15 protein-coding genes and 4 tRNA genes are annotated in these 17212 nt (G+C 62.2%); 3 read left to right on the top strand and 16 right to left on the bottom strand.

What is annotated here, in order from left to right:
* Nucleotides 1-64 precede the first annotated feature (64 nt).
* Nucleotides 65-328 (top strand): hypothetical protein, encoded by a 264-nt coding sequence (locus INT12_RS24315; protein ID WP_017847683.1) that lies wholly within the window; start codon nt 65-67, stop codon nt 326-328.
* A 95-nt stretch (nt 329-423) separates the two neighbouring features.
* Nucleotides 424-720: a hypothetical protein gene (locus INT12_RS24310; RefSeq protein WP_017847684.1), complete on the top strand. Its 297-nt coding sequence runs from the start codon at nt 424-426 to the stop codon at nt 718-720.
* 19 nt (nt 721-739) lie between these two features.
* On the opposite strand, the gene INT12_RS24305 is transcribed toward INT12_RS24310, so the two are convergent.
* Together INT12_RS24305 and INT12_RS24300 are read right to left on the bottom strand one after the other, a co-directional pair.
* Nucleotides 740-1417 carry an HAD family hydrolase gene (locus INT12_RS24305; RefSeq protein WP_193040442.1) on the bottom strand — a complete coding sequence of 226 codons (678 nt, stop codon included), beginning with the start codon at nt 1415-1417 and terminating at the stop codon, nt 740-742.
* Between the two features lie 550 nt (nt 1418-1967).
* Nucleotides 1968-2044 (bottom strand) — tRNA-Val (locus INT12_RS24300).
* Nucleotides 2045-2228: 184 nt separating this feature from the next.
* On the opposite strand from INT12_RS24300, the gene INT12_RS24295 reads away from it, so the two are divergent.
* Entirely contained in the window at nt 2229-3512 is a 1284-nt protein-coding gene (locus INT12_RS24295) for an NAD(P)/FAD-dependent oxidoreductase (RefSeq protein ID WP_017847687.1), read from the top strand.
* Nucleotides 3513-3736: 224 nt separating this feature from the next.
* Here INT12_RS24295 and INT12_RS24290 read toward each other — a convergent pair.
* From INT12_RS24290 to INT12_RS24225, 14 genes are all read right to left on the bottom strand, one after another.
* Nucleotides 3737-3813, bottom strand: a tRNA-Asp gene (locus INT12_RS24290).
* Nucleotides 3814-3918: 105 nt separating this feature from the next.
* A tRNA-Asp gene (locus tag INT12_RS24285) sits at nt 3919-3995 on the bottom strand.
* A 55-nt stretch (nt 3996-4050) separates the two neighbouring features.
* Nucleotides 4051-4126 (bottom strand) — tRNA-Val (locus tag INT12_RS24280).
* Between the two features lie 107 nt (nt 4127-4233).
* Nucleotides 4234-4998, bottom strand: a complete 765-nt coding sequence (locus INT12_RS24275; RefSeq protein WP_017847688.1) for an SDR family oxidoreductase — start codon at nt 4996-4998, stop codon at nt 4234-4236.
* Between the two features lie 11 nt (nt 4999-5009).
* Nucleotides 5010-6221 (bottom strand): O-succinylhomoserine sulfhydrylase, encoded by a 1212-nt coding sequence (locus tag INT12_RS24270; RefSeq protein ID WP_193040440.1) that lies wholly within the window; start codon nt 6219-6221, stop codon nt 5010-5012.
* Nucleotides 6222-6286: 65 nt separating this feature from the next.
* Nucleotides 6287-7792 (bottom strand): amidophosphoribosyltransferase, encoded by a 1506-nt coding sequence (purF, locus tag INT12_RS24265; RefSeq protein ID WP_017847690.1) that lies wholly within the window; start codon nt 7790-7792, stop codon nt 6287-6289.
* A gap of 41 nt (nt 7793-7833) precedes the next feature.
* Nucleotides 7834-8391, bottom strand: coding sequence for a CvpA family protein (locus INT12_RS24260; protein WP_057005681.1), 558 nt, complete (start codon nt 8389-8391; stop codon nt 7834-7836).
* 257 nt (nt 8392-8648) lie between these two features.
* Nucleotides 8649-9302 carry an SPOR domain-containing protein gene (locus INT12_RS24255; RefSeq protein WP_193040439.1) on the bottom strand — a complete coding sequence of 218 codons (654 nt, stop codon included), beginning with the start codon at nt 9300-9302 and terminating at the stop codon, nt 8649-8651.
* Nucleotides 9286-10593, bottom strand: coding sequence for a bifunctional tetrahydrofolate synthase/dihydrofolate synthase (gene folC / locus INT12_RS24250; RefSeq protein ID WP_193040438.1), 1308 nt, complete (start codon nt 10591-10593; stop codon nt 9286-9288). Before folC ends, INT12_RS24255 begins: the two co-directional genes overlap by 17 nt.
* Entirely contained in the window at nt 10590-11510 is a 921-nt protein-coding gene (gene accD / locus INT12_RS24245) for an acetyl-CoA carboxylase, carboxyltransferase subunit beta (protein WP_017847695.1), read from the bottom strand. The genes folC and accD overlap by 4 nt, the downstream gene beginning before the upstream one ends.
* A gap of 244 nt (nt 11511-11754) precedes the next feature.
* Entirely contained in the window at nt 11755-12387 is a 633-nt protein-coding gene (locus INT12_RS24240; protein WP_193040437.1) for a phosphoribosylanthranilate isomerase, read from the bottom strand.
* 64 nt (nt 12388-12451) lie between these two features.
* Entirely contained in the window at nt 12452-13276 is an 825-nt protein-coding gene (gene truA / locus INT12_RS24235; RefSeq protein ID WP_046382638.1) for a tRNA pseudouridine(38-40) synthase TruA, read from the bottom strand.
* A 158-nt stretch (nt 13277-13434) separates the two neighbouring features.
* Nucleotides 13435-15987, bottom strand: a complete 2553-nt coding sequence (locus INT12_RS24230; protein ID WP_193040436.1) for a FimV family protein — start codon at nt 15985-15987, stop codon at nt 13435-13437.
* Nucleotides 15988-16149: 162 nt separating this feature from the next.
* Entirely contained in the window at nt 16150-17160 is a 1011-nt protein-coding gene (locus INT12_RS24225) for an aspartate-semialdehyde dehydrogenase (RefSeq protein WP_017847699.1), read from the bottom strand.
* Nucleotides 17161-17212 lie beyond the last annotated feature (52 nt).

Raw genomic sequence — 17212 nt, 5'->3', positions numbered from 1 at the left:
ATGATTTGCAGCCGAACCTCGTGAGAACCTCTTCCGCCATACGAGTGCACTCAGGAGCACATCGATGAGGCCTAGCACGAAGCGACCTTTTGCCGCCCGTTCCTGGATGATCGCCCTGTTCATCGGGCTCGTTTTTGCGGGATTGGAATGCGGCTTGAGGTTCGAAATCAAAGACATCTACGTCACCGATGTGCCGTCGTGGCTGGACTTGACGCTGTTGCTCGGCGGCTACCTGTTTGTGTTCTGCCTCAAGCCGATCCAGAAAACCGTCCAGCGCAAAATGTGCCAGCGCGCAGCTCCCGGCGAACACCGGAGAACTACCCGCTGACGGCTGATGCCTGGCTATCAGATCGCCGGTATTTACAGCCCTGCAGCAGCACCTATGCTTGGCCTTGCACGGTCGGCTGAAAGGCGTTGAAACAGATGGACACCCTGAGCAAATCCCAAATCGAATCTGCACTGGCATCGCGCTTGCCCAGCTATAAGGTCGTCTGCACATTACATGCTGACGGCACCCTCTCAGCCATTCTCAGCGGCCCGAACACCGACCACTTCGCAATCACCGGCATCGTGCGCGCGCACTATCGCGGCGAAGAAGCGATTGCCCGACTTGCCAATGAGATACTCAGAGAGATGGTGCTGTCGCGCCAGGGCGTGAAAAATTATCCGTTGCACACGCCCGGCGCCCCAGGCACGTGTGAAGAAGGCCACGGCCGATAGAACGCGCAGCCTGTTCCCCTCACTCCATTCGGCGCTCGACGCGCAGCAGGCCTTCAGCGTCGCGCCGCACCTGAAACTGCTCATACCCGTCGATCCAGGCATGCGCAGTCACCATGGGTGTCAGGTGCGTCGAGGTCACGACCATCACATCCGCGCCCGCCGCCTCCCCCGCTCGGATCCCCACCGTCGCATCTTCGAATACCAGGCAGTCCTGGGCCGCGACACCCAGACGTTGCGCACCCAGCCTATAGCAGGCGGGATCCGGCTTGCCGTTGGCGACATCCTCGGCCGTCACCCACACCGCCGGCGGACTGATGCCCGCCGCCTGCAGGCGCCGCAGCGCCAACTCCCTGGGGGCGGACGTCACCAACGCCCATTGATCGCTGGGCACATCATTCAAGAACGCAACGGCGCCGGGAATCGCCACCACACCCTCGACATCATTCAGCTCAGCCTCGGTGATCCATTGCGCCTCAGCCTCAGGATCGACCCCAGGCAACGCCTGACGCCTGATCGTATCGATCGCCCGCGCGCCATGAATGGTGGTCAGGAACGCCGCCACATCCAGGCCATGACGTTCAGCCCAGATACTCCACACCCGTTCGGCAGCCGCAATGGAGTTGAGCAAGGTGCCATCCATATCGAACAGGAAGGCGCGATAACGCTGGGCAAATACAGATGAACCGGGGATGGGCACGGTGTGGCTTCCTCGCAGGCGACGACAAAAATAGACTCGAGGCAATCTACGGATCACCTCGACGCTTGTAAACGCCAACAGCGCTCACGCGACGCATCCCCGGCGCTACAGCGGCAGCTCCCAGGGCGGGGCGACGTGTTTCGAGTGTTTTTTTCCAAGGCGGGAGAATTGTCGCTGCAGACCGACAAACCGTGGGGGGGGGGTGATCACCTTGTGTCGGCCCGGCGTGAAGATTCTCATTCAGCCACTACACTCAACAAAGCAACCGCACGTTCTGTGCATCGTTCAGGGCAATATTGCCGACAAAGAGGCTAGCCACTATGTACGCCGGACAAACGCATATGGAAACGTTCAATGGCGAAATTCTCGGCCAGATGCTCGTCCAGATCATCTGTCTGCTAGCGGTGGCTCAGCTTTTCTTCTGATCGCCCGCTTCACCGTCCGCCGCGAACGGGGCGTGGCGAAACTGCGCGCAAATTTCAGGCGCACACAAAAAAGGGCCCACCTTTCGGTGAACCCTTCTAGACCGCCCAGCAGAGCGGATTTTGTTTGGTAGGCGCGATTGGACTCGAACCAACGACCCCCACCATGTCAAGGTGGTGCTCTAACCAACTGAGCTACGTGCCTGCTGTGAGGCGGCATTCTACGGAATTCCGGAGGGCTGTCAACATCTTTTTTGCAGCTAACCCTATGAATATGCGAATTTTTTATTTTCGGCCCGTACACCCGTATTTTTCGGGCGGCTGGCAGGCAATTTTCAACTCAGGTAGGATCGGGGCACTCGTAAAAAATATAAAACAGAGGTTCCAGGATGGCGAACACCCCCTACCCCCAGTCGTATTACGCCGCGTCGGCGAATGCGGCTCCGCCTCGCCCAGTGCTGCAAGGTGAAGTCGAAACCGATGTGTGCGTGATCGGTGCTGGCTACACCGGACTCTCCAGCGCGCTGTTTCTGCTGGAGAACGGTTTTCGCGTGACAGTCCTGGAGGCAGCCAAGGTGGGGTTTGGCGCGTCTGGCCGCAACGGCGGGCAGATCGTCAACAGCTACAGCCGCGATATCGATGTGATCGAGCGCAGCGTAGGGCCGAAGCAGGCGCAGTTGCTGGGACAGATGGCGTTCGAGGGCGGCAGGATCATTCGTGAGCGGATCGCCAAGTACCAGATTCAGTGCGATCTGAAGGACGGTGGAGTATTCGCCGCGCTGAACAGCAAGCACATGGGTCACCTGGAGTCGCAGAAGCGCTTGTGGGAGCGTTATGGCCATACGCAGCTGGAGTTGCTGGACGAGCGGCGCATCCGCGAGGTGGTGGCCTGTGACAATTACGTCGGCGGCCTGCTGGACATGAGCGGCGGACATATCCACCCGCTCAACCTGGCGCTGGGCGAAGCAGCAGCCGTAGAGTCCCTCGGCGGCACGATTTATGAGCAGTCAGCCGCATTGCGCATCGAGCGCGGCGCCAACCCAGTGGTACACACCGCCGAGGGCAAGGTCAGGGCGAAGTTCATCATCGTCGCCGGCAATGCCTACCTGGGGAACCTGGTGCCGGAATTGGCGGCCAAATCGATGCCGTGCGGCACGCAGGTGATCACCACCGCACCGCTGGGGGACGAACTGGCCAAAACGCTATTGCCACAGGACTACTGCGTCGAAGATTGCAACTACCTGCTCGACTACTACCGCCTGACCAGTGACAAACGCCTGATCTTCGGCGGTGGCGTGGTCTATGGCGCGCGGGACCCGGCCAATATCGAAGCAATCATCCGCCCGAAGATGCTCAAGGCCTTCCCGCAGCTCAAGGATGTGAAGATTGACTACGCCTGGACCGGCAATTTCCTGCTGACCCTGTCGCGCTTGCCGCAAGTCGGTCGCCTGGGCGACAACATCTATTACTCCCAAGGCTGCAGCGGCCACGGCGTGACGTACACGCACCTGGCGGGCAAGGTACTGGCAGAGGCCCTTCGAGGCCAGGCAGAGCGTTTTGACGCGTTTGCCGACCTGCCGCACTACCCGTTCCCCGGCGGGCAACTGCTGCGCACGCCGTTTGCCGCGATGGGCGCCTGGTATTACGGGCTACGGGATAAGCTGGGGTTCTGATGGGAAGGCTTGCCTGGGATGCTGGCACGGCGCACTCAGCCGACATCATCGCAGGCAAGCTTGCGTCCACAGGGGCTGAGGTAGCTTGCCGACACGCGCCGATCAATGCTGAATCGCAGACACAAAAAACCCCGGTCTTTCGACCAGGGTCTTTGCTATCGGGTCAAAGGCAGCCAACGGCTTTCTTTGTGCTGCAAGGCGTTCAGTGGGCCTTGAAGCAGATATGGCGCAGCGGACGGGACTCGAACCCGCGACCCCCGGCGTGACAGGCCGGTATTCTAACCGACTGAACTACCGCTGCGTATCGCTTGACCGGCCGAACGTAAACCCTCGACCGTCTTTAAACATCTGGCTGATCAGCCTTGGCTGTTCAACCTCAAGCCCGACGAATCGAACCTGGAAAATATGGCGCAGCGGACGGGACTCGAACCCGCGACCCCCGGCGTGACAGGCCGGTATTCTAACCGACTGAACTACCGCTGCGCGTCGGTGCAACCTTTAACGTTGCGTCTTACCCTAGGGCAAAACTCTCAAGAAGTGGTGGGTGATGACGGGATCGAACCGCCGACCCTCTGCTTGTAAGGCAGATGCTCTCCCAGCTGAGCTAATCACCCTTTGCTTCGTTGAGGCCGCGAAATTTACGCAGATAGCGGACCTAAGTCAATAGCCTGCTTGAAGTTTTTCTGAAAAAGACAAAATAGTTTCAAGACGGCTACCCACCCTACTCGCTGTAAATCATCTTCTTGCTCATGCCGCCGTCCACCACAAACTCCTGGCCGGTGACGAACCCGGCCTGGCGCGACAGCAGCCATGCCACCAGCGCCGCCACGTCCTCCACCGTGCCAACCCTGCCCGTCGGGTGCTGGGCGTGGTCGGCGTCGGTCAGCGGCTCTGCGCGACGGGCTGCCGGATCACGCGCATCGATCCAGCCAGGGCTGACGGCGTTGACCCGCACTTCCGGGCCAAGGCTCATCGCCAAGGCGTGTGTCAGGGCCAGCACGCCGCCCTTGCTCGCCGCGTAGGCTTCGGTGTCCGGCTCCGACTGCCGAGCCCGGGTCGAGGCCAGGTTGACGATCGCACCGCCATGGGCGCGCAGGTAAGGCGCACAGTGCTTGGCCAACAGCATCGGGCCGCTGAGGTTCACCGCCAGCACGCGATTCCAGGAGGCCAGGTCAAGGCTTTCAAGGGTGATATTGCGCGGGTCGGCCACCGCCGCATTGCACACCAATGCGTCCAGGCGCCCGAACTGCCCGAGCACTTCAGCGACGCCCTGGGCGACTTGCTTCTCGTCGGCCACGTCCATGGTGATAAACCAGGCGTTCTCGCCGAGCACCTTGGAGACCTTGGAGCCGCGCTCGCGGTCCAGGTCGGCCAACACCACCTGCCAGCCTTCGCTGATCAGCCACGCCGCGATCCCCAGGCCAATGCCCCGGGCAGCGCCCGTCACCAGCGCGACGCGGCCGTTACCGCCCGCAGCCGCTTCCATGGACCACTCGATCACAAGGCCGCCAGCCCACGGGCCAGATCAGCCTGCAAGTCAGCGACGTCTTCAAGCCCCACCGCAACACGGATCAGGCTGTCGCGAATACCCGCCGCTTCCCGCTCCTGCGGCGCCAGGCGGCCGTGGGACGTGGTGCTCGGATGGGTAATGGTGGTCTTGCTATCACCCAGGTTGGCGGTGATCGAGATCAGGCGCGTCGCGTCGATAAAGCGCCAGGCGCCCTCTTTGCCGCCTTTCACTTCAAAACTCACCACCGCACCGAAGCCGCGCTGCTGGCGCTGGGCCAATGCGTGCTGCGGATGGCTCTTGAGGCCGGCGTAGTGAACCTTCTCGATACCGTCCTGCTGCTCCAGCCACTCGGCCAGGGCCTGGGCGTTCGCGCAATGGGCTTTCATCCGCAGGCTGAGAGTCTCCAGGCCCTTGAGGAAGATCCATGCATTGAACGGGCTCAGGGTCGGGCCGGCCGTGCGCAGAAAACCCACCACTTCTTTCATCTGCTCGCTACGCCCCGCCACCACACCGCCCATGCAACGGCCTTGGCCGTCGATGAACTTGGTCGCCGAATGCACGACAACATCCGCACCCAGCTTCAACGGCTGTTGCAACGCCGGCGTGCAGAAGCAGTTGTCGACCACCAGCATGGCGCCTTTGGCATGCGCGACTTGCGACAGCGCGGTGATGTCTACCAACTCGGCCAGCGGGTTGGACGGCGACTCGACGAACAGCAGCTTGGTATTGGCTTTGATTGCCGCATCCCAGCCGGAAAGATCCGCCAAAGGCACGTAGTCCACTTCGATACCGAAGCGCTTGAAATACTTCTCAAACAGGCTGATGGTCGAACCGAACACGCTGCGTGACACCAGCACATGGTCGCCGGCGCTGCACAAGCTCATGACCACCGCCAGGATCGCCGCCATGCCGGTCGCCGTGGCGACCGCCTGCTCAGCGCCTTCCAGTGCGGCGATACGCTCTTCGAACGCGCGCACGGTCGGGTTGGTGTAACGGGAATAGACGTTGCCCGGCACTTCACCGGCAAAACGCGCAGCGGCGTCGGCAGCGGTGCGGAACACATAGCTGGAGGTGAAGAACATCGGATCACCGTGCTCGCCTTCCGGCGTGCGGTGCTGACCGGCGCGCACAGCCAGGGTATCGAAAGCTACGCCATCGAGGTCGCTGTCCAACCGACCGGCATCCCATTCCTGACTCATGCTGCGACTCCTTACTCAATGCTTTGTTTAAGATACAAAACCGGCCCCTCAGGGCCGGTGTTCACTCAATTGTTGTACAGATCGATGATCGCACTGACCGCCTGGGTCTTGATCTTCGACGAGTCGTTACGCGCCTGCTCGATCTTGTTCAGGTAAGCCTCATCGACATCACCGGTCACGTATTTGCCGTCGAACACCGCGCAGTCGAACTGCTCGATCTTGATCTTGCCACCGCCGACCGCTTCGATCAGGTCGGAAAGGTCCTGATAGATCAGCCAATCGGCGCCGATCAGATCGGCTACGTCCTGGGTCGTGCGGTTGTGGGCGATCAGCTCGTGGGCGCTCGGCATGTCGATGCCGTACACGTTCGGGTAACGCACAGCAGGCGCGGCGGAGCAGAAGTACACGTTCTTCGCGCCAGCTTCGCGGGCCATCTGGATGATCTGCTTGCAGGTGGTGCCACGCACGATGGAGTCATCCACCAGCATCACATTCTTGCCGCGGAATTCCAGTTCGATGGCATTGAGCTTCTGGCGTACCGACTTCTTGCGCGCCGCCTGGCCAGGCATGATGAACGTGCGGCCGATGTAGCGGTTCTTGACGAAGCCTTCACGGAACTTGACGCCCAAGTGGTTGGCCAGCTCCAGCGCAGCGGTACGGCTGGTATCCGGGATCGGGATCACCACGTCGATATCGTGTTGAGGGCGCTCGCGCAGGATCTTGTCGGCCAGCTTCTCGCCCATGCGCAGGCGCGCCTTGTACACCGAAACGCCGTCGATGATCGAATCCGGACGCGCCAGGTAGACGTGTTCGAAGATGCACGGGGTGAGTTTCGGCGCAACAGCGCACTGGCGGGTGTGCAACTTGCCATCTTCGGTGATGTACACCGCTTCGCCCGGTGCCAGGTCGCGGATCAGGGTGAAGCCCAGCACGTCCAGGGACACGCTTTCGGAGGCGATCATGTACTCGACGCCTTCATCGGTGTGACGCTGGCCGAACACGATCGGGCGGATGCCGTGCGGGTCACGGAAACCGACGATGCCATAACCGGTGACCATCGCCACTACCGCGTAACCACCGACGCAACGGTTATGCACGTCGGTGACGGCGGCAAACACATCTTCTTCGGTCGGCTGCAGCTTGCCGCGCTGGGCCAGCTCGTGAGCGAACACGTTGAGCAACACTTCCGAGTCAGAGTTGGTGTTGACGTGGCGCAGGTCAGATTCGTAAATCTCCTTGGCCAGCTGTTCAACGTTGGTCAGGTTACCGTTATGCGCCAGGGTGATGCCGTAAGGCGAGTTGACGTAAAACGGTTGAGCTTCGGCCGAGGTCGAGCTACCGGCAGTCGGGTAACGCACATGGCCAATGCCCATGTGCCCGACGAGGCGCTGCATGTGACGCTGATGGAACACGTCACGTACCAGACCATTGTCCTTGCGCAGGAATAACCGGCCGTCGTGGCTGGTCACAATACCGGCAGCGTCCTGGCCGCGGTGCTGGAGGACGGTTAGCGCGTCATACAGCGCCTGATTGACGTTCGACTTACCGACGATACCGACGATGCCACACATGCGACGCAACCCCTACTTAATGAATCTTGACTGAACACTGCTTACTGAGGCGTTTTGGCCGGTAAGAGGTGCTCCTTGAACGGAAGATCAGCGGGTATGCTGATCCCGCTGGCCAGCCACTGACTGCTCCACCCCAAAATGAGGTTCTTGGACCAATCTGCAACCAATAGAAATTTTGGCACGAGTACCGACTCCTGCCACCACGAATCCTGCTGTACTGGCCCCAGGCTCAACAGCCCGACCGCCACGACCACCAGCAACGCGCCACGCGCAGCGCCGAAGGCCATGCCGAGAAATCGATCGGTCCCGGAGAGGCCGGTGACACGTATCAACTCGCCAATAAGATAATTGACCATTGCTCCCACCAGCAGCGTGGCGATGAACATGATGGCGCAGCCCGCGATGACGCGAGCCGAAGGTGTCTCGATGTACCCGCTCAAGTAGACCGACAGCGAACCGCCGAACATCCAGGCGACGACTCCTGCAATGATCCAGGTCAGCAACGACAGTGCTTCTTTTACGAAGCCGCGGCTTAGACTGATCAAAGCGGAGATGGCGACGATTGCGACGATCGCCCAATCAACCCAGGTAAATGGCACGGTGCAGCCTACAGACGGATAAGGCGGCGCATTTTAGCAGAGCGCCGGGCTATCGGTAAGCTGTGATTGCGGGTGCTTTGCAAAACAATAGTTTGTGACGAGTTAAGCGCATTTCAAGGCCCACTCGAAACCAAAGTGGAAGGGGGCTGGCTCCCGATGGCGGTGGGTCAGTCAGCACAACCGATACTGATCGACCGCCATCGGGGGCAAGCCCCCTCCCACATTTGACTGCATTCCAAGCTGAAAGCGGCGTGAACTCAGCCGCGTTCAGGCTGGAAACGCACCACAAAACCGTTGAGATTCTGCTGACGCCCCAACAAATCGCGCAGGCGGTCCGCTTCGGCGCGCTCGATCAACGGACCGATAAACACGCGGTTCTTGCCGTCGGCGCTGCGGATGTAAGCGTTGTAGCCCTGGCTGCGCAGTTTTTTCTGCAAGGCCTCGGCGCTTTCGCGATTGGCCAGGCTGGCCAACTGGATCGACCAACTGATCGGCAGGCCATTCGGGTCGATACGGCTCTGACCCACGTCCGGTTTGCCCGGCGCGGCAGGCTGCGGCACGACCGGCTTGGGGGCAGGCGCTGGCGCAGCGGGCTTGGCAGCGACGGCAGGCGCCGGCTTGACCACAGGCACACTCGGCTGCACCGGCATCGAAGGGGCCGGCTGCGCGGCCAACTCCTCATCGGCCGGCACCGGCTCTTCTTCAGGCAACGCCTGCGGCTCAGGCACCACCACCGGCTCAACCTGCACCTGAGGCACGGCCGGCGCCTGGGGCGCTGCCGGGGCCTCGACGACCACCTGGCGCTGTTCGTCCTGACGGGAAAACAGCATCGGCAGGAAAATCACCGCCAAGGCCACCAGCACCAGGGCGCCGACCATCCGCTGCTTGTATGCGCTATCCAGTAATGCCATGTGCAGCTTCCTCCGTGGAGCGCCGGGCCAACCATTCGAGCGCCTCGGCAACACAATAAAATGACCCGAACAACAGAATCTCATCCTCGGGCGTGGCAACCGCACACTGCGCTTCAAGGGCCGCAGTGACACTTGCATACGACGCCACGCGCGCACCAAGGTTCTGCAAGGCCGCCTCAAGCTCGGCGGCCGGACGGCTGCGCGGCGTGTCCAGGGGCGCCACGGCCCAGGCCTGGACATTCCCCAGCAACGGCGTCACTACGCCCTCCAGATCCTTGTCGGCCAGCAAGCCGAACACCGCCAGGCGGCGACCGACCGGCGCTGTACGCGACAGGCGTTGCGCGAGGTATTCGGCGGCGTGGGGGTTATGCCCCACATCCAGCAGCAGGTTCAGGCGCTTGCCCTGCCAATCGAAGGCTCGGCGATCGAGACGCCCGACGATCCGCGTCGCCAGCAATGTACGAGCAATCTGCGCAGGATTCCACGGCAGATCCAATAACAGATAGGCTTGCAGGGCGAGCGCGGCGTTTTCCATCGGCAGGTTCAGCAGCGGCAGGTCATGCAACTCTACGAGCTGGCCGCGCGCATCACGCCCGCGCCACTGCCAATGCTCAGCACCGACCTCAAGATTGAACTCACGCCCGCGCAGGAAGAATGGGCAATCCAGCTCCCGCACCCGGTCGAGCAACGTCTGCGGCGGGTCCAGGTCACCGCACAGCGCAGGCTTGCCCTGGCGGAAGATGCCGGCCTTTTCATAGGCCACGGATTCACGGGTATCGCCCAGGTAGTCGACATGGTCGACACCGATGCTGGTGACCAGCGCCAGGTCGGCATCCACCACGTTGACCGTATCCAGGCGCCCGCCCAGGCCCACTTCAAGCACGACCACGTCCAGGCGCGCCCGTTCGAACAGCCAGAACGCCGCCAGAGTGCCCATCTCGAAGTACGTCAGGGAAATCTCACCGCGCCCGGCATCGAGCGCGGCGAAGGCTTCGCAGAGCTGCTCGTCAGTGGCTTCCACGCCATTGAGTTGCACCCGCTCGTTGTAGCGCAGCAGGTGCGGCGAGCTGTACACGCCGACCTTCAGGCCTTGGGCCTGCAGCAGCGCGGCGACAAAGGCACAGGTCGAGCCCTTGCCGTTGGTCCCCGTCACCGTGATCACTCGCGGCGCCGGGCGGCCCAACCCGAGGCGGGCCGCTACCTGTTGCGAGCGCTCCAGGCCCATGTCGATGGCGGACGGATGCAACTGCTCAAGGTAGGCGAGCCATTCGCCCAGGGTACGTTGGGTCATAGGTTTGCAGGCACCGGCGGCACGACGATCGGCTCAACCTTCGGCGCGATGTAGACCGGCGTCGGCAGGCCCATCATTTGCGCGAGCAGGCTACCCAGGCGTGGACGCAACTCGCCACGGGCGATGATCATGTCGATCGCACCGTGCTCCAGCAGGAATTCGCTGCGCTGGAAGCCTTCCGGCAGTTTTTCGCGAACGGTCTGCTCGATCACACGCGGGCCGGCAAAGCCGATCAGGGCCTTGGGCTCGCCGACGATCACGTCGCCCAGCATCGCCAGGCTGGCGGAAACACCGCCGTACACCGGATCGGTCAGCACGGAGATGAACGGAATGCCCTCTTCCCGTAGACGTGCCAGCACCGCGGAGGTCTTGGCCATTTGCATCAGGGAGATCAGGGCTTCCTGCATGCGCGCACCACCGGAGGCTGAGAAGCAGATCATCGGGCAGCGGTTTTCCAGGGCGTAGTTGGCGGCGCGCACGAAACGCTCGCCGACGATGGCACCCATGGAACCGCCCATGAAGGAGAACTCAAACGCCGACACCACGACCGGCATGCCCAGCAGCTTGCCGCTGACCGAAATCAGCGCGTCTTTCTCACCGGTCTGCTTCTGTGCAGCGGTCAGGCGGTCCTTGTACTTCTTGCCGTCACGGAACTTGAGGCGGTCAACCGGCTCGAGGTCCGCGCCCAGCTCGTTACGGCCGTCGGCGTCGAGGAAAATGTCGATGCGCGCGCGAGCGCCGATACGCATGTGGTGGTTGCACTTAGGGCAAACGTCCAGGGTCTTTTCCAGCTCCGGGCGGTACAACACCGCGTCGCAGGATGGGCATTTGTGCCACAGACCTTCAGGAACCGAGCTTTTTTTCACCTCGGAACGCATGATCGAAGGGATCAGTTTGTCTACTAACCAGTTGCTCATGCTTTCTTTCTCCAGTACCGGTGGCTTGAACACAGCCCCGCGTATGCCCTTGAGCTAAATTCATATGTGGCGATGACACATGCAGGACGGGGTCAGACGTTCGACCAGCCATTTCCCGCATGTTTCCTCAGCCTTCCAGACAACCTGCCCGTGCAGGGTTGCCACTTCATTTCCGGGCCTCCCGCAGGGGGCACCGGGCTGTTTTACACAGTGGTAGTTATGGACGGCGGCAGACTGCCAGCCGTCACATCGCGCCATCGCTGTTGCGCACAGCCTGCATGAATGCGCGAATCTTGCCGTGGTCCTTGATGCCCTTGCCCTGCTCTACCCCACCGCTGACATCCACGGCATACGGCCGGACCTGCTCGATCGCCGCCGCGACATTGGCGGGGGTAAGCCCGCCGGCCAGGATGATCGGTTTGCTCAACCCCTCGGGGATCAGCGACCAATCGAAGGCTTCGCCGGTGCCGCCGGGTACGCCTTCGACGTAGGTGTCCAGCAGTATCCCGCGCGCACCGGTGTAGGCCGCGCAAGCGCCGGCGATGTCATCCCCGGCCTTGACTCTCAACGCCTTGATATACGGACGCTGGTAGCTTTCGCATTCGTCAGGGCTTTCATCGCCGTGAAACTGCAACATGTCCAGTTGCACGGCATCCAGGGTTTCGTTGAGTTCGCAGCGGCTGGCATTGACGAACAAGCCCACGGTGGTCACGAACGGCGGCAGTGCGGCGATGATCGCCCGCGCCTGCAGCACATTCACCGCCCGCGGGCTCTTGGCATAAAACACCAAACCGATGGCATCCGCCCCCGCTTCAACTGCCGCCAGCGCGTCTTCTATGCGGGTAATCCCACAAATCTTGCTGCGAACGGCTGACATGTCGTGGAAACCTCAGGGGTTGAACCGAGAAAGTCCCGGATGGTAACAAAAGCTTTTCCGGGCGTCAGCCGCCAAGTTCGCTGAAACCTGTGAGGAAGTGTGGCCCGATGAAGCGCTGCGGCAGCTCGAACTCGTCGCGGTACTCCACTTCCACCAGATACAGGCCAAACGGATGCGCCGTGACGCCGCCGGTCCGCCGAATACGGCTTTCCAGTACTTCCCTGGCCCACTCCACCGGGCGCTCGCCGGTGCCGATGGTCATCAACACACCGGCAATGTTGCGCACCATATGGTGCAGGAACGCTCCGGCGCGGATATCCAGCACGATCATCTTGCCGTGACGCGTCACCCGCAAGTGATGGACTTCCTTGATCGGTGACTTGGCCTGGCACTGGCCGGCACGGAACGCGCTGAAATCGTGGACGCCAACCAGATGCTGCGCGGCTTCGGCCATGCGCTCGGCATCCAGCGGGCGGTGGTTCCAGGTGATTTCTTCGTTGAGGTGCGCCGGGCGGATCTGATCGTTGTAGATCACATAGCGGTAACGCCGGGCGATCGCCTTGAAGCGCGCATGAAAGTGCGCCGGCATGACCTTGGCCCAACTGACACTGACGTCATGGGGCAAATTGATATTAGCGCCCATCACCCACGCTTTCATCGAGCGCTCGGCCTGGGTGTCGAAGTGAACCACCTGGCCGCAGGCGTGGACGCCCGCGTCGGTACGCCCGGCGCACATCAGCGATACCGGCGAGTCGGCGACTCTGGACAGGGCCTTTTCCAGGGTTTCCTGCACCGTCAGCACGCCGGACGCCTGGCGCTGCCAGCCGCAATAGCGCGAACCTTTGTATTCCACGCCCAGGGCGATGCGGTAAAAGCCTGCAGCCGCCATTTCGGCAGCCGGGTTATCTATATTTGCCAAGAACTGAGAGCCTGATGAGTTGCGCAAAGGCGGGCATTATAAGGCGCTGCGCCCCAGACGCCATGTGTTTGGTACCGGCAATGCAAAACGGCGGCCCGAAGGCCGCCGTCTGGGTCACCCCGTGGCGATTACACCAGTCGGCCAAGCATCTCCTTGGCTTCGCCGCGCTGGGTTTCATCACCCTCGGTCAGCACTTCGGAAAGGATATCCCGCGCGCCATCCGTATCGCCCATGTCGATATAGGCCTGGGCCAAATCCAGCTTGGTTGCGACCTCATCGGTGCCGGAGAGGAAGTCGACCTCCGGTTCGTCACCGCCCAGCGCCGCGTCTTCGGCGGTGAAGGACGGCTCGATCGGCGGGCTTTCCAGGCTCTGGGACAGGCGATCGAGCTCGGCGTTGACGTCATCCAGTTCCGAGGCGAACGCATCGGGTTTGGCCGCCGGGGCGTCCGGCTCGTCAGCCAGGGACAGGTCGAAGTCTTCCGGCAAGTCGAGGTCGTCCAGGGCGGCCGGGGTCAGGGTCGGCGGTTCGACCGGCGACACGTCCTTCATCTGATCTTCAAGCCCCGAAAGGAAGTCGTCATCGGACTGGGACGCCGGCGGGTCCAGTTGCAGGTCGAGGTCAAAGTCCGACAGATCTTCCGGACTTGGCTTGGCATCGGTCTGTTGTTGCAGCAGCGCTTCGAAGGTCTGCTGATCGGTCTTGTCCAACGCCGCTGGCGAAGCCGCCTCCAGCTCGTCCAGACTCAGATCGAAATCAGTATCGAACGGCTCCGCTTCTGCCGTCGCTTGCGGCGCGGCGGCCGACTTGTCTTCCAGCAGATCCTTGACGTATTGAGCGTCCATCGCGGCGGCGGCCACGGCGGCACTCACTCCCGCCGCCAACACGGCCATGGCCGGGAAGCGCGACTTGAGCTGCTCGACCTGGGCATGGTTTTCACCATTGGCCACCAACTGACGCTCCTGGACGACAAAACCGTCCTTGTCGTTCTGCAGGCCGTAGACTTCCATCAGCTTCAAGCGCAGGTCGCTGCGCTTGGGTTCGTACTTGATGGCTTGTTCCAGCACATCGGCCGCCTGGTTCAAGTGACCGCGGTCGATATGGGATTGGGCCTGGACCAGTGCATCATTGGTGTTTTCCGGCGCTACGGCGCCAGCCAGTGGCGCAAGCACCGAGGCCGCGCTTGGCGCCGCTGCCGGCGCGACCACAGGTGCCGGCGCAGGCGCAGGCGCGGCGGCCAACGTCACGTTCGGTGCCGGTACTTCCAGGCCAGCGAAGCTGTCCGGTGGCAGATCAAGGTCGATGTTCGAGGTGAATTCCGGCTCTTCGGACAGGGCCCGCGCCATGCGCAGGTGCTTTTCTTCTGCGCGACGGGCATTGCGATGACGCGCCCACAGCAACAGGAGCACCAACGCCACCAGGCCGGCTGCGCCGCCGATGACGCCAAGCACAATCGGGTTGGTCAGCAGTTCGTTGAATTTGTCTTCGCTGGTCGCAGGCACGGCGTCGGGCTTGATCGGCTCGGCCACCGGGGCCGCAGTGGCGGCCGGCTCAGCGGGCGCGACTGCAGCGGCCGGCGGCTCACCTGCCAACTGCGCGGGCATGACCGCAGTCGCCGGGGTTGCCGGGGCGCCTTTTTCAGCCTGCAACCTGGCCAGTTGATCGTTTTTCAGTTGGATCAGCTTTTGCAGCTTGTCCAATTGGCTCTGCAGGTCTGCGGCGCGACTTTTCAGTTCTTCGTTGTCACGGCGTGTGGTGTCGAGCTGTTCCCGGGCCATCGCCAGCTTGTCGCTCAGGGCCTGGCCATCACCCGCCTTGCCCTTCGCGCCCTTCTTGGCGGAGTCGGCCGAAACCAGACTCAAGTTGTCCTTGGCGTTGGTGCTCGCCGGTGCATTGCCAGCCTGGGTGCGCTTGGTGGCGTCCAGTTGTTGCTTACCGGCCGCCTGATGGGGCGCGGCACGGCGGCCCTGGCGCCAGGCGACGTTCTGCGCGGTCACTTCGGCAATGGCCTTGGACTGCGGTAACGCCGTGCTTTGTACGGTATCCGGCAGGCGCAGCACGTGGCCGGTTTTCAGACGGTTGATGTTGCCGCCGATAAAAGCGTCAGGGTTGAGTGCCTGGATCGCCAGCATGGTCTGCTGCACCGAAGCGCCATTGCGGTGCTTCTCGGCGATTTCCCACAGCGTGTCACGGGCCGTGGTGGTGTGCTGGGCTGGCACGCTCAACGCGGGCGCGCTCAAACGCGGCGTGGCTGCGCTGTTGGTCGGCGTCGACTGGTCGAACTTGGCCGGGTCGAGCAGCACGCTGTAGTCACGCATCAAGCGGCCATTGGGCCATTGCACTTGCAGCAGGAACCGCACGTAGGCATCAGGCAGCGGCTTGCTGGACGTGACACGCACCACACTGCGCCCGGCCGGGTTGATCACCGGGGTGAACGTCAGGTCATTGAGGAACGCCTGGCGATCGACGCCGGCATCGACAAACGCCTGGGACGACGCCAGGCTCGGGGTGATCTCGGAGGCCGTGAGGCCGCCGACGTCGAGCAATTCGATTTCCACCGACAACGGCTGGTTCAACTTCGACTTGAGGGTCATCTCCCCCAGCTGCAGCGCCTGCGCCATACCGGAGGACAGCGCCGAGGCGGCCGCTATTGCTAACACCAGTTTGCGAACTTGAACCATAGCCTCATCCTTTGTTTGAACACTCCCCGGCCTGCGAGAAGGTTGGTAACCGTTGCCATAAGGCACGGCGAGCCGATAGGTCACCGACACGCAACTGTTCCTGCTTGGGGCCAAGCATAGCGCCTGGTTAGAATCAATCTACAAATTGCCGCCAAGTATCTTTTACACAAGGCCTTTTATCAACAACTGCGCCAGCTGCACCGCATTCAGTGCGGCGCCTTTACGCACGTTATCTGACGTCAACCACAGATTTAGTTCCGCCGGATCGTCCACCCCCGCACGCACTCGTCCGACGTAGACTACATCCTGGCCGACGGCATCACCCACCGCTGTCGGGTAATCCCCCTCCTCCACCCGCTCGATACCCGCTGCGGCGTCGAGCGCACGGTTGACGGCGGCAAGGTCGACCGGCGAACCCAATTGCAATGACACAGTCAAGCTATCGCCAAAAAACACCGGGGCTTGAACGCAAGTCGCAGAAATCTTTAGTAAAGGAGTTTCCAGCACCGCGCGCAGTTCGTGTACGAGACGTTTCTCCAGCGCTGTATGACCTTGGGCATCCGGCGTGCCGACTTGTGCCAACAGGTTGAATGCCATCTGCCGATCAAAGAATTTGGGCTCCAGCGGGCGCACATTCAGCAACTCGGCGGTTTGGCGCGCCAGCTCGCTGACTGCTTCACGGCCCTGGGCAGACACCGCCAGATTGGCGGTAACGCTGACACGCTGGATATCCAGAATCCCGCGCAGCGGCGCCAGCACCACCGCCAGGTTGGTCGCGGACGGGCTCGGGCTGCCGAGCTGGAACGGCTTTTTCAAGCCCTCCAGCACATGGGCATTGGCTTCCGGCACCACCTGCGGCGCTTGCGCGGCCGGCAATGCGCCCGACAAATCGATCACCGAACAGCCGGCCGCCGTGGCGCGTGGGGCGAAGCTCAGGGTCACCGCCGGGCCGGCGGCGAAAAACGCCAGCTGCGCCTTGCTGAAGTCAAACTCATCGACTTCCCGCACGCGCACGTTCTTGCCACGGAACGGCACCGACGCGCCCGCGGAGTTGCTGCCCGCCAGCAGGTACAGGGTGCCCACCGGGAAAGCCAGCTCTTCGAGGATCTGCACCAGGGTTTCACCGACGGTGCCGGTGGCGCCGATCACGGCGATATCAAAGGTCTGGGTCATGGGAGCTGCCTCGGGCATTGCGGGGGGAGCGGCACTTTACCGGGTGGTGGGG

This window comes from Pseudomonas sp. K8 (assembly GCF_014889455.1).
Classification (GTDB): Bacteria; Pseudomonadota; Gammaproteobacteria; order Pseudomonadales; family Pseudomonadaceae; genus Aquipseudomonas; species Aquipseudomonas veronii.
Note: the sequence above shows the minus strand (reverse complement) of the source record. Positions and strands in the feature narration are given on the sequence as shown.

Excerpts from the sequence above, each read along its gene's own strand:
- INT12_RS24315 (WP_017847683.1), top strand. The coding sequence starts at position 65 with ATGAGGCCTAGCACGAAGCGACCTTTTGCCGCCCGTTCCTGGATGATC.
- INT12_RS24310 (WP_017847684.1), top strand. The coding sequence starts at position 424 with ATGGACACCCTGAGCAAATCCCAAATCGAATCTGCACTGGCATCGCGC.
- INT12_RS24295 (WP_017847687.1), top strand. The coding sequence starts at position 2,229 with ATGGCGAACACCCCCTACCCCCAGTCGTATTACGCCGCGTCGGCGAAT.
- INT12_RS24275 (WP_017847688.1), bottom strand. The coding sequence starts at position 4,998 with ATGGAAGCGGCTGCGGGCGGTAACGGCCGCGTCGCGCTGGTGACGGGC.
- INT12_RS24270 (WP_193040440.1), bottom strand. The coding sequence starts at position 6,221 with ATGAGTCAGGAATGGGATGCCGGTCGGTTGGACAGCGACCTCGATGGC.
- purF (WP_017847690.1), bottom strand. The coding sequence starts at position 7,792 with ATGTGTGGCATCGTCGGTATCGTCGGTAAGTCGAACGTCAATCAGGCG.
- INT12_RS24255 (WP_193040439.1), bottom strand. The coding sequence starts at position 9,302 with ATGGCATTACTGGATAGCGCATACAAGCAGCGGATGGTCGGCGCCCTG.
- folC (WP_193040438.1), bottom strand. The coding sequence starts at position 10,593 with ATGACCCAACGTACCCTGGGCGAATGGCTCGCCTACCTTGAGCAGTTG.
- accD (WP_017847695.1), bottom strand. The coding sequence starts at position 11,510 with ATGAGCAACTGGTTAGTAGACAAACTGATCCCTTCGATCATGCGTTCC.
- INT12_RS24240 (WP_193040437.1), bottom strand. The coding sequence starts at position 12,387 with ATGTCAGCCGTTCGCAGCAAGATTTGTGGGATTACCCGCATAGAAGAC.
- truA (WP_046382638.1), bottom strand. The coding sequence starts at position 13,276 with ATGGCGGCTGCAGGCTTTTACCGCATCGCCCTGGGCGTGGAATACAAA.
- INT12_RS24230 (WP_193040436.1), bottom strand. The coding sequence starts at position 15,987 with ATGGTTCAAGTTCGCAAACTGGTGTTAGCAATAGCGGCCGCCTCGGCG.
- INT12_RS24225 (WP_017847699.1), bottom strand. The coding sequence starts at position 17,160 with ATGACCCAGACCTTTGATATCGCCGTGATCGGCGCCACCGGCACCGTC.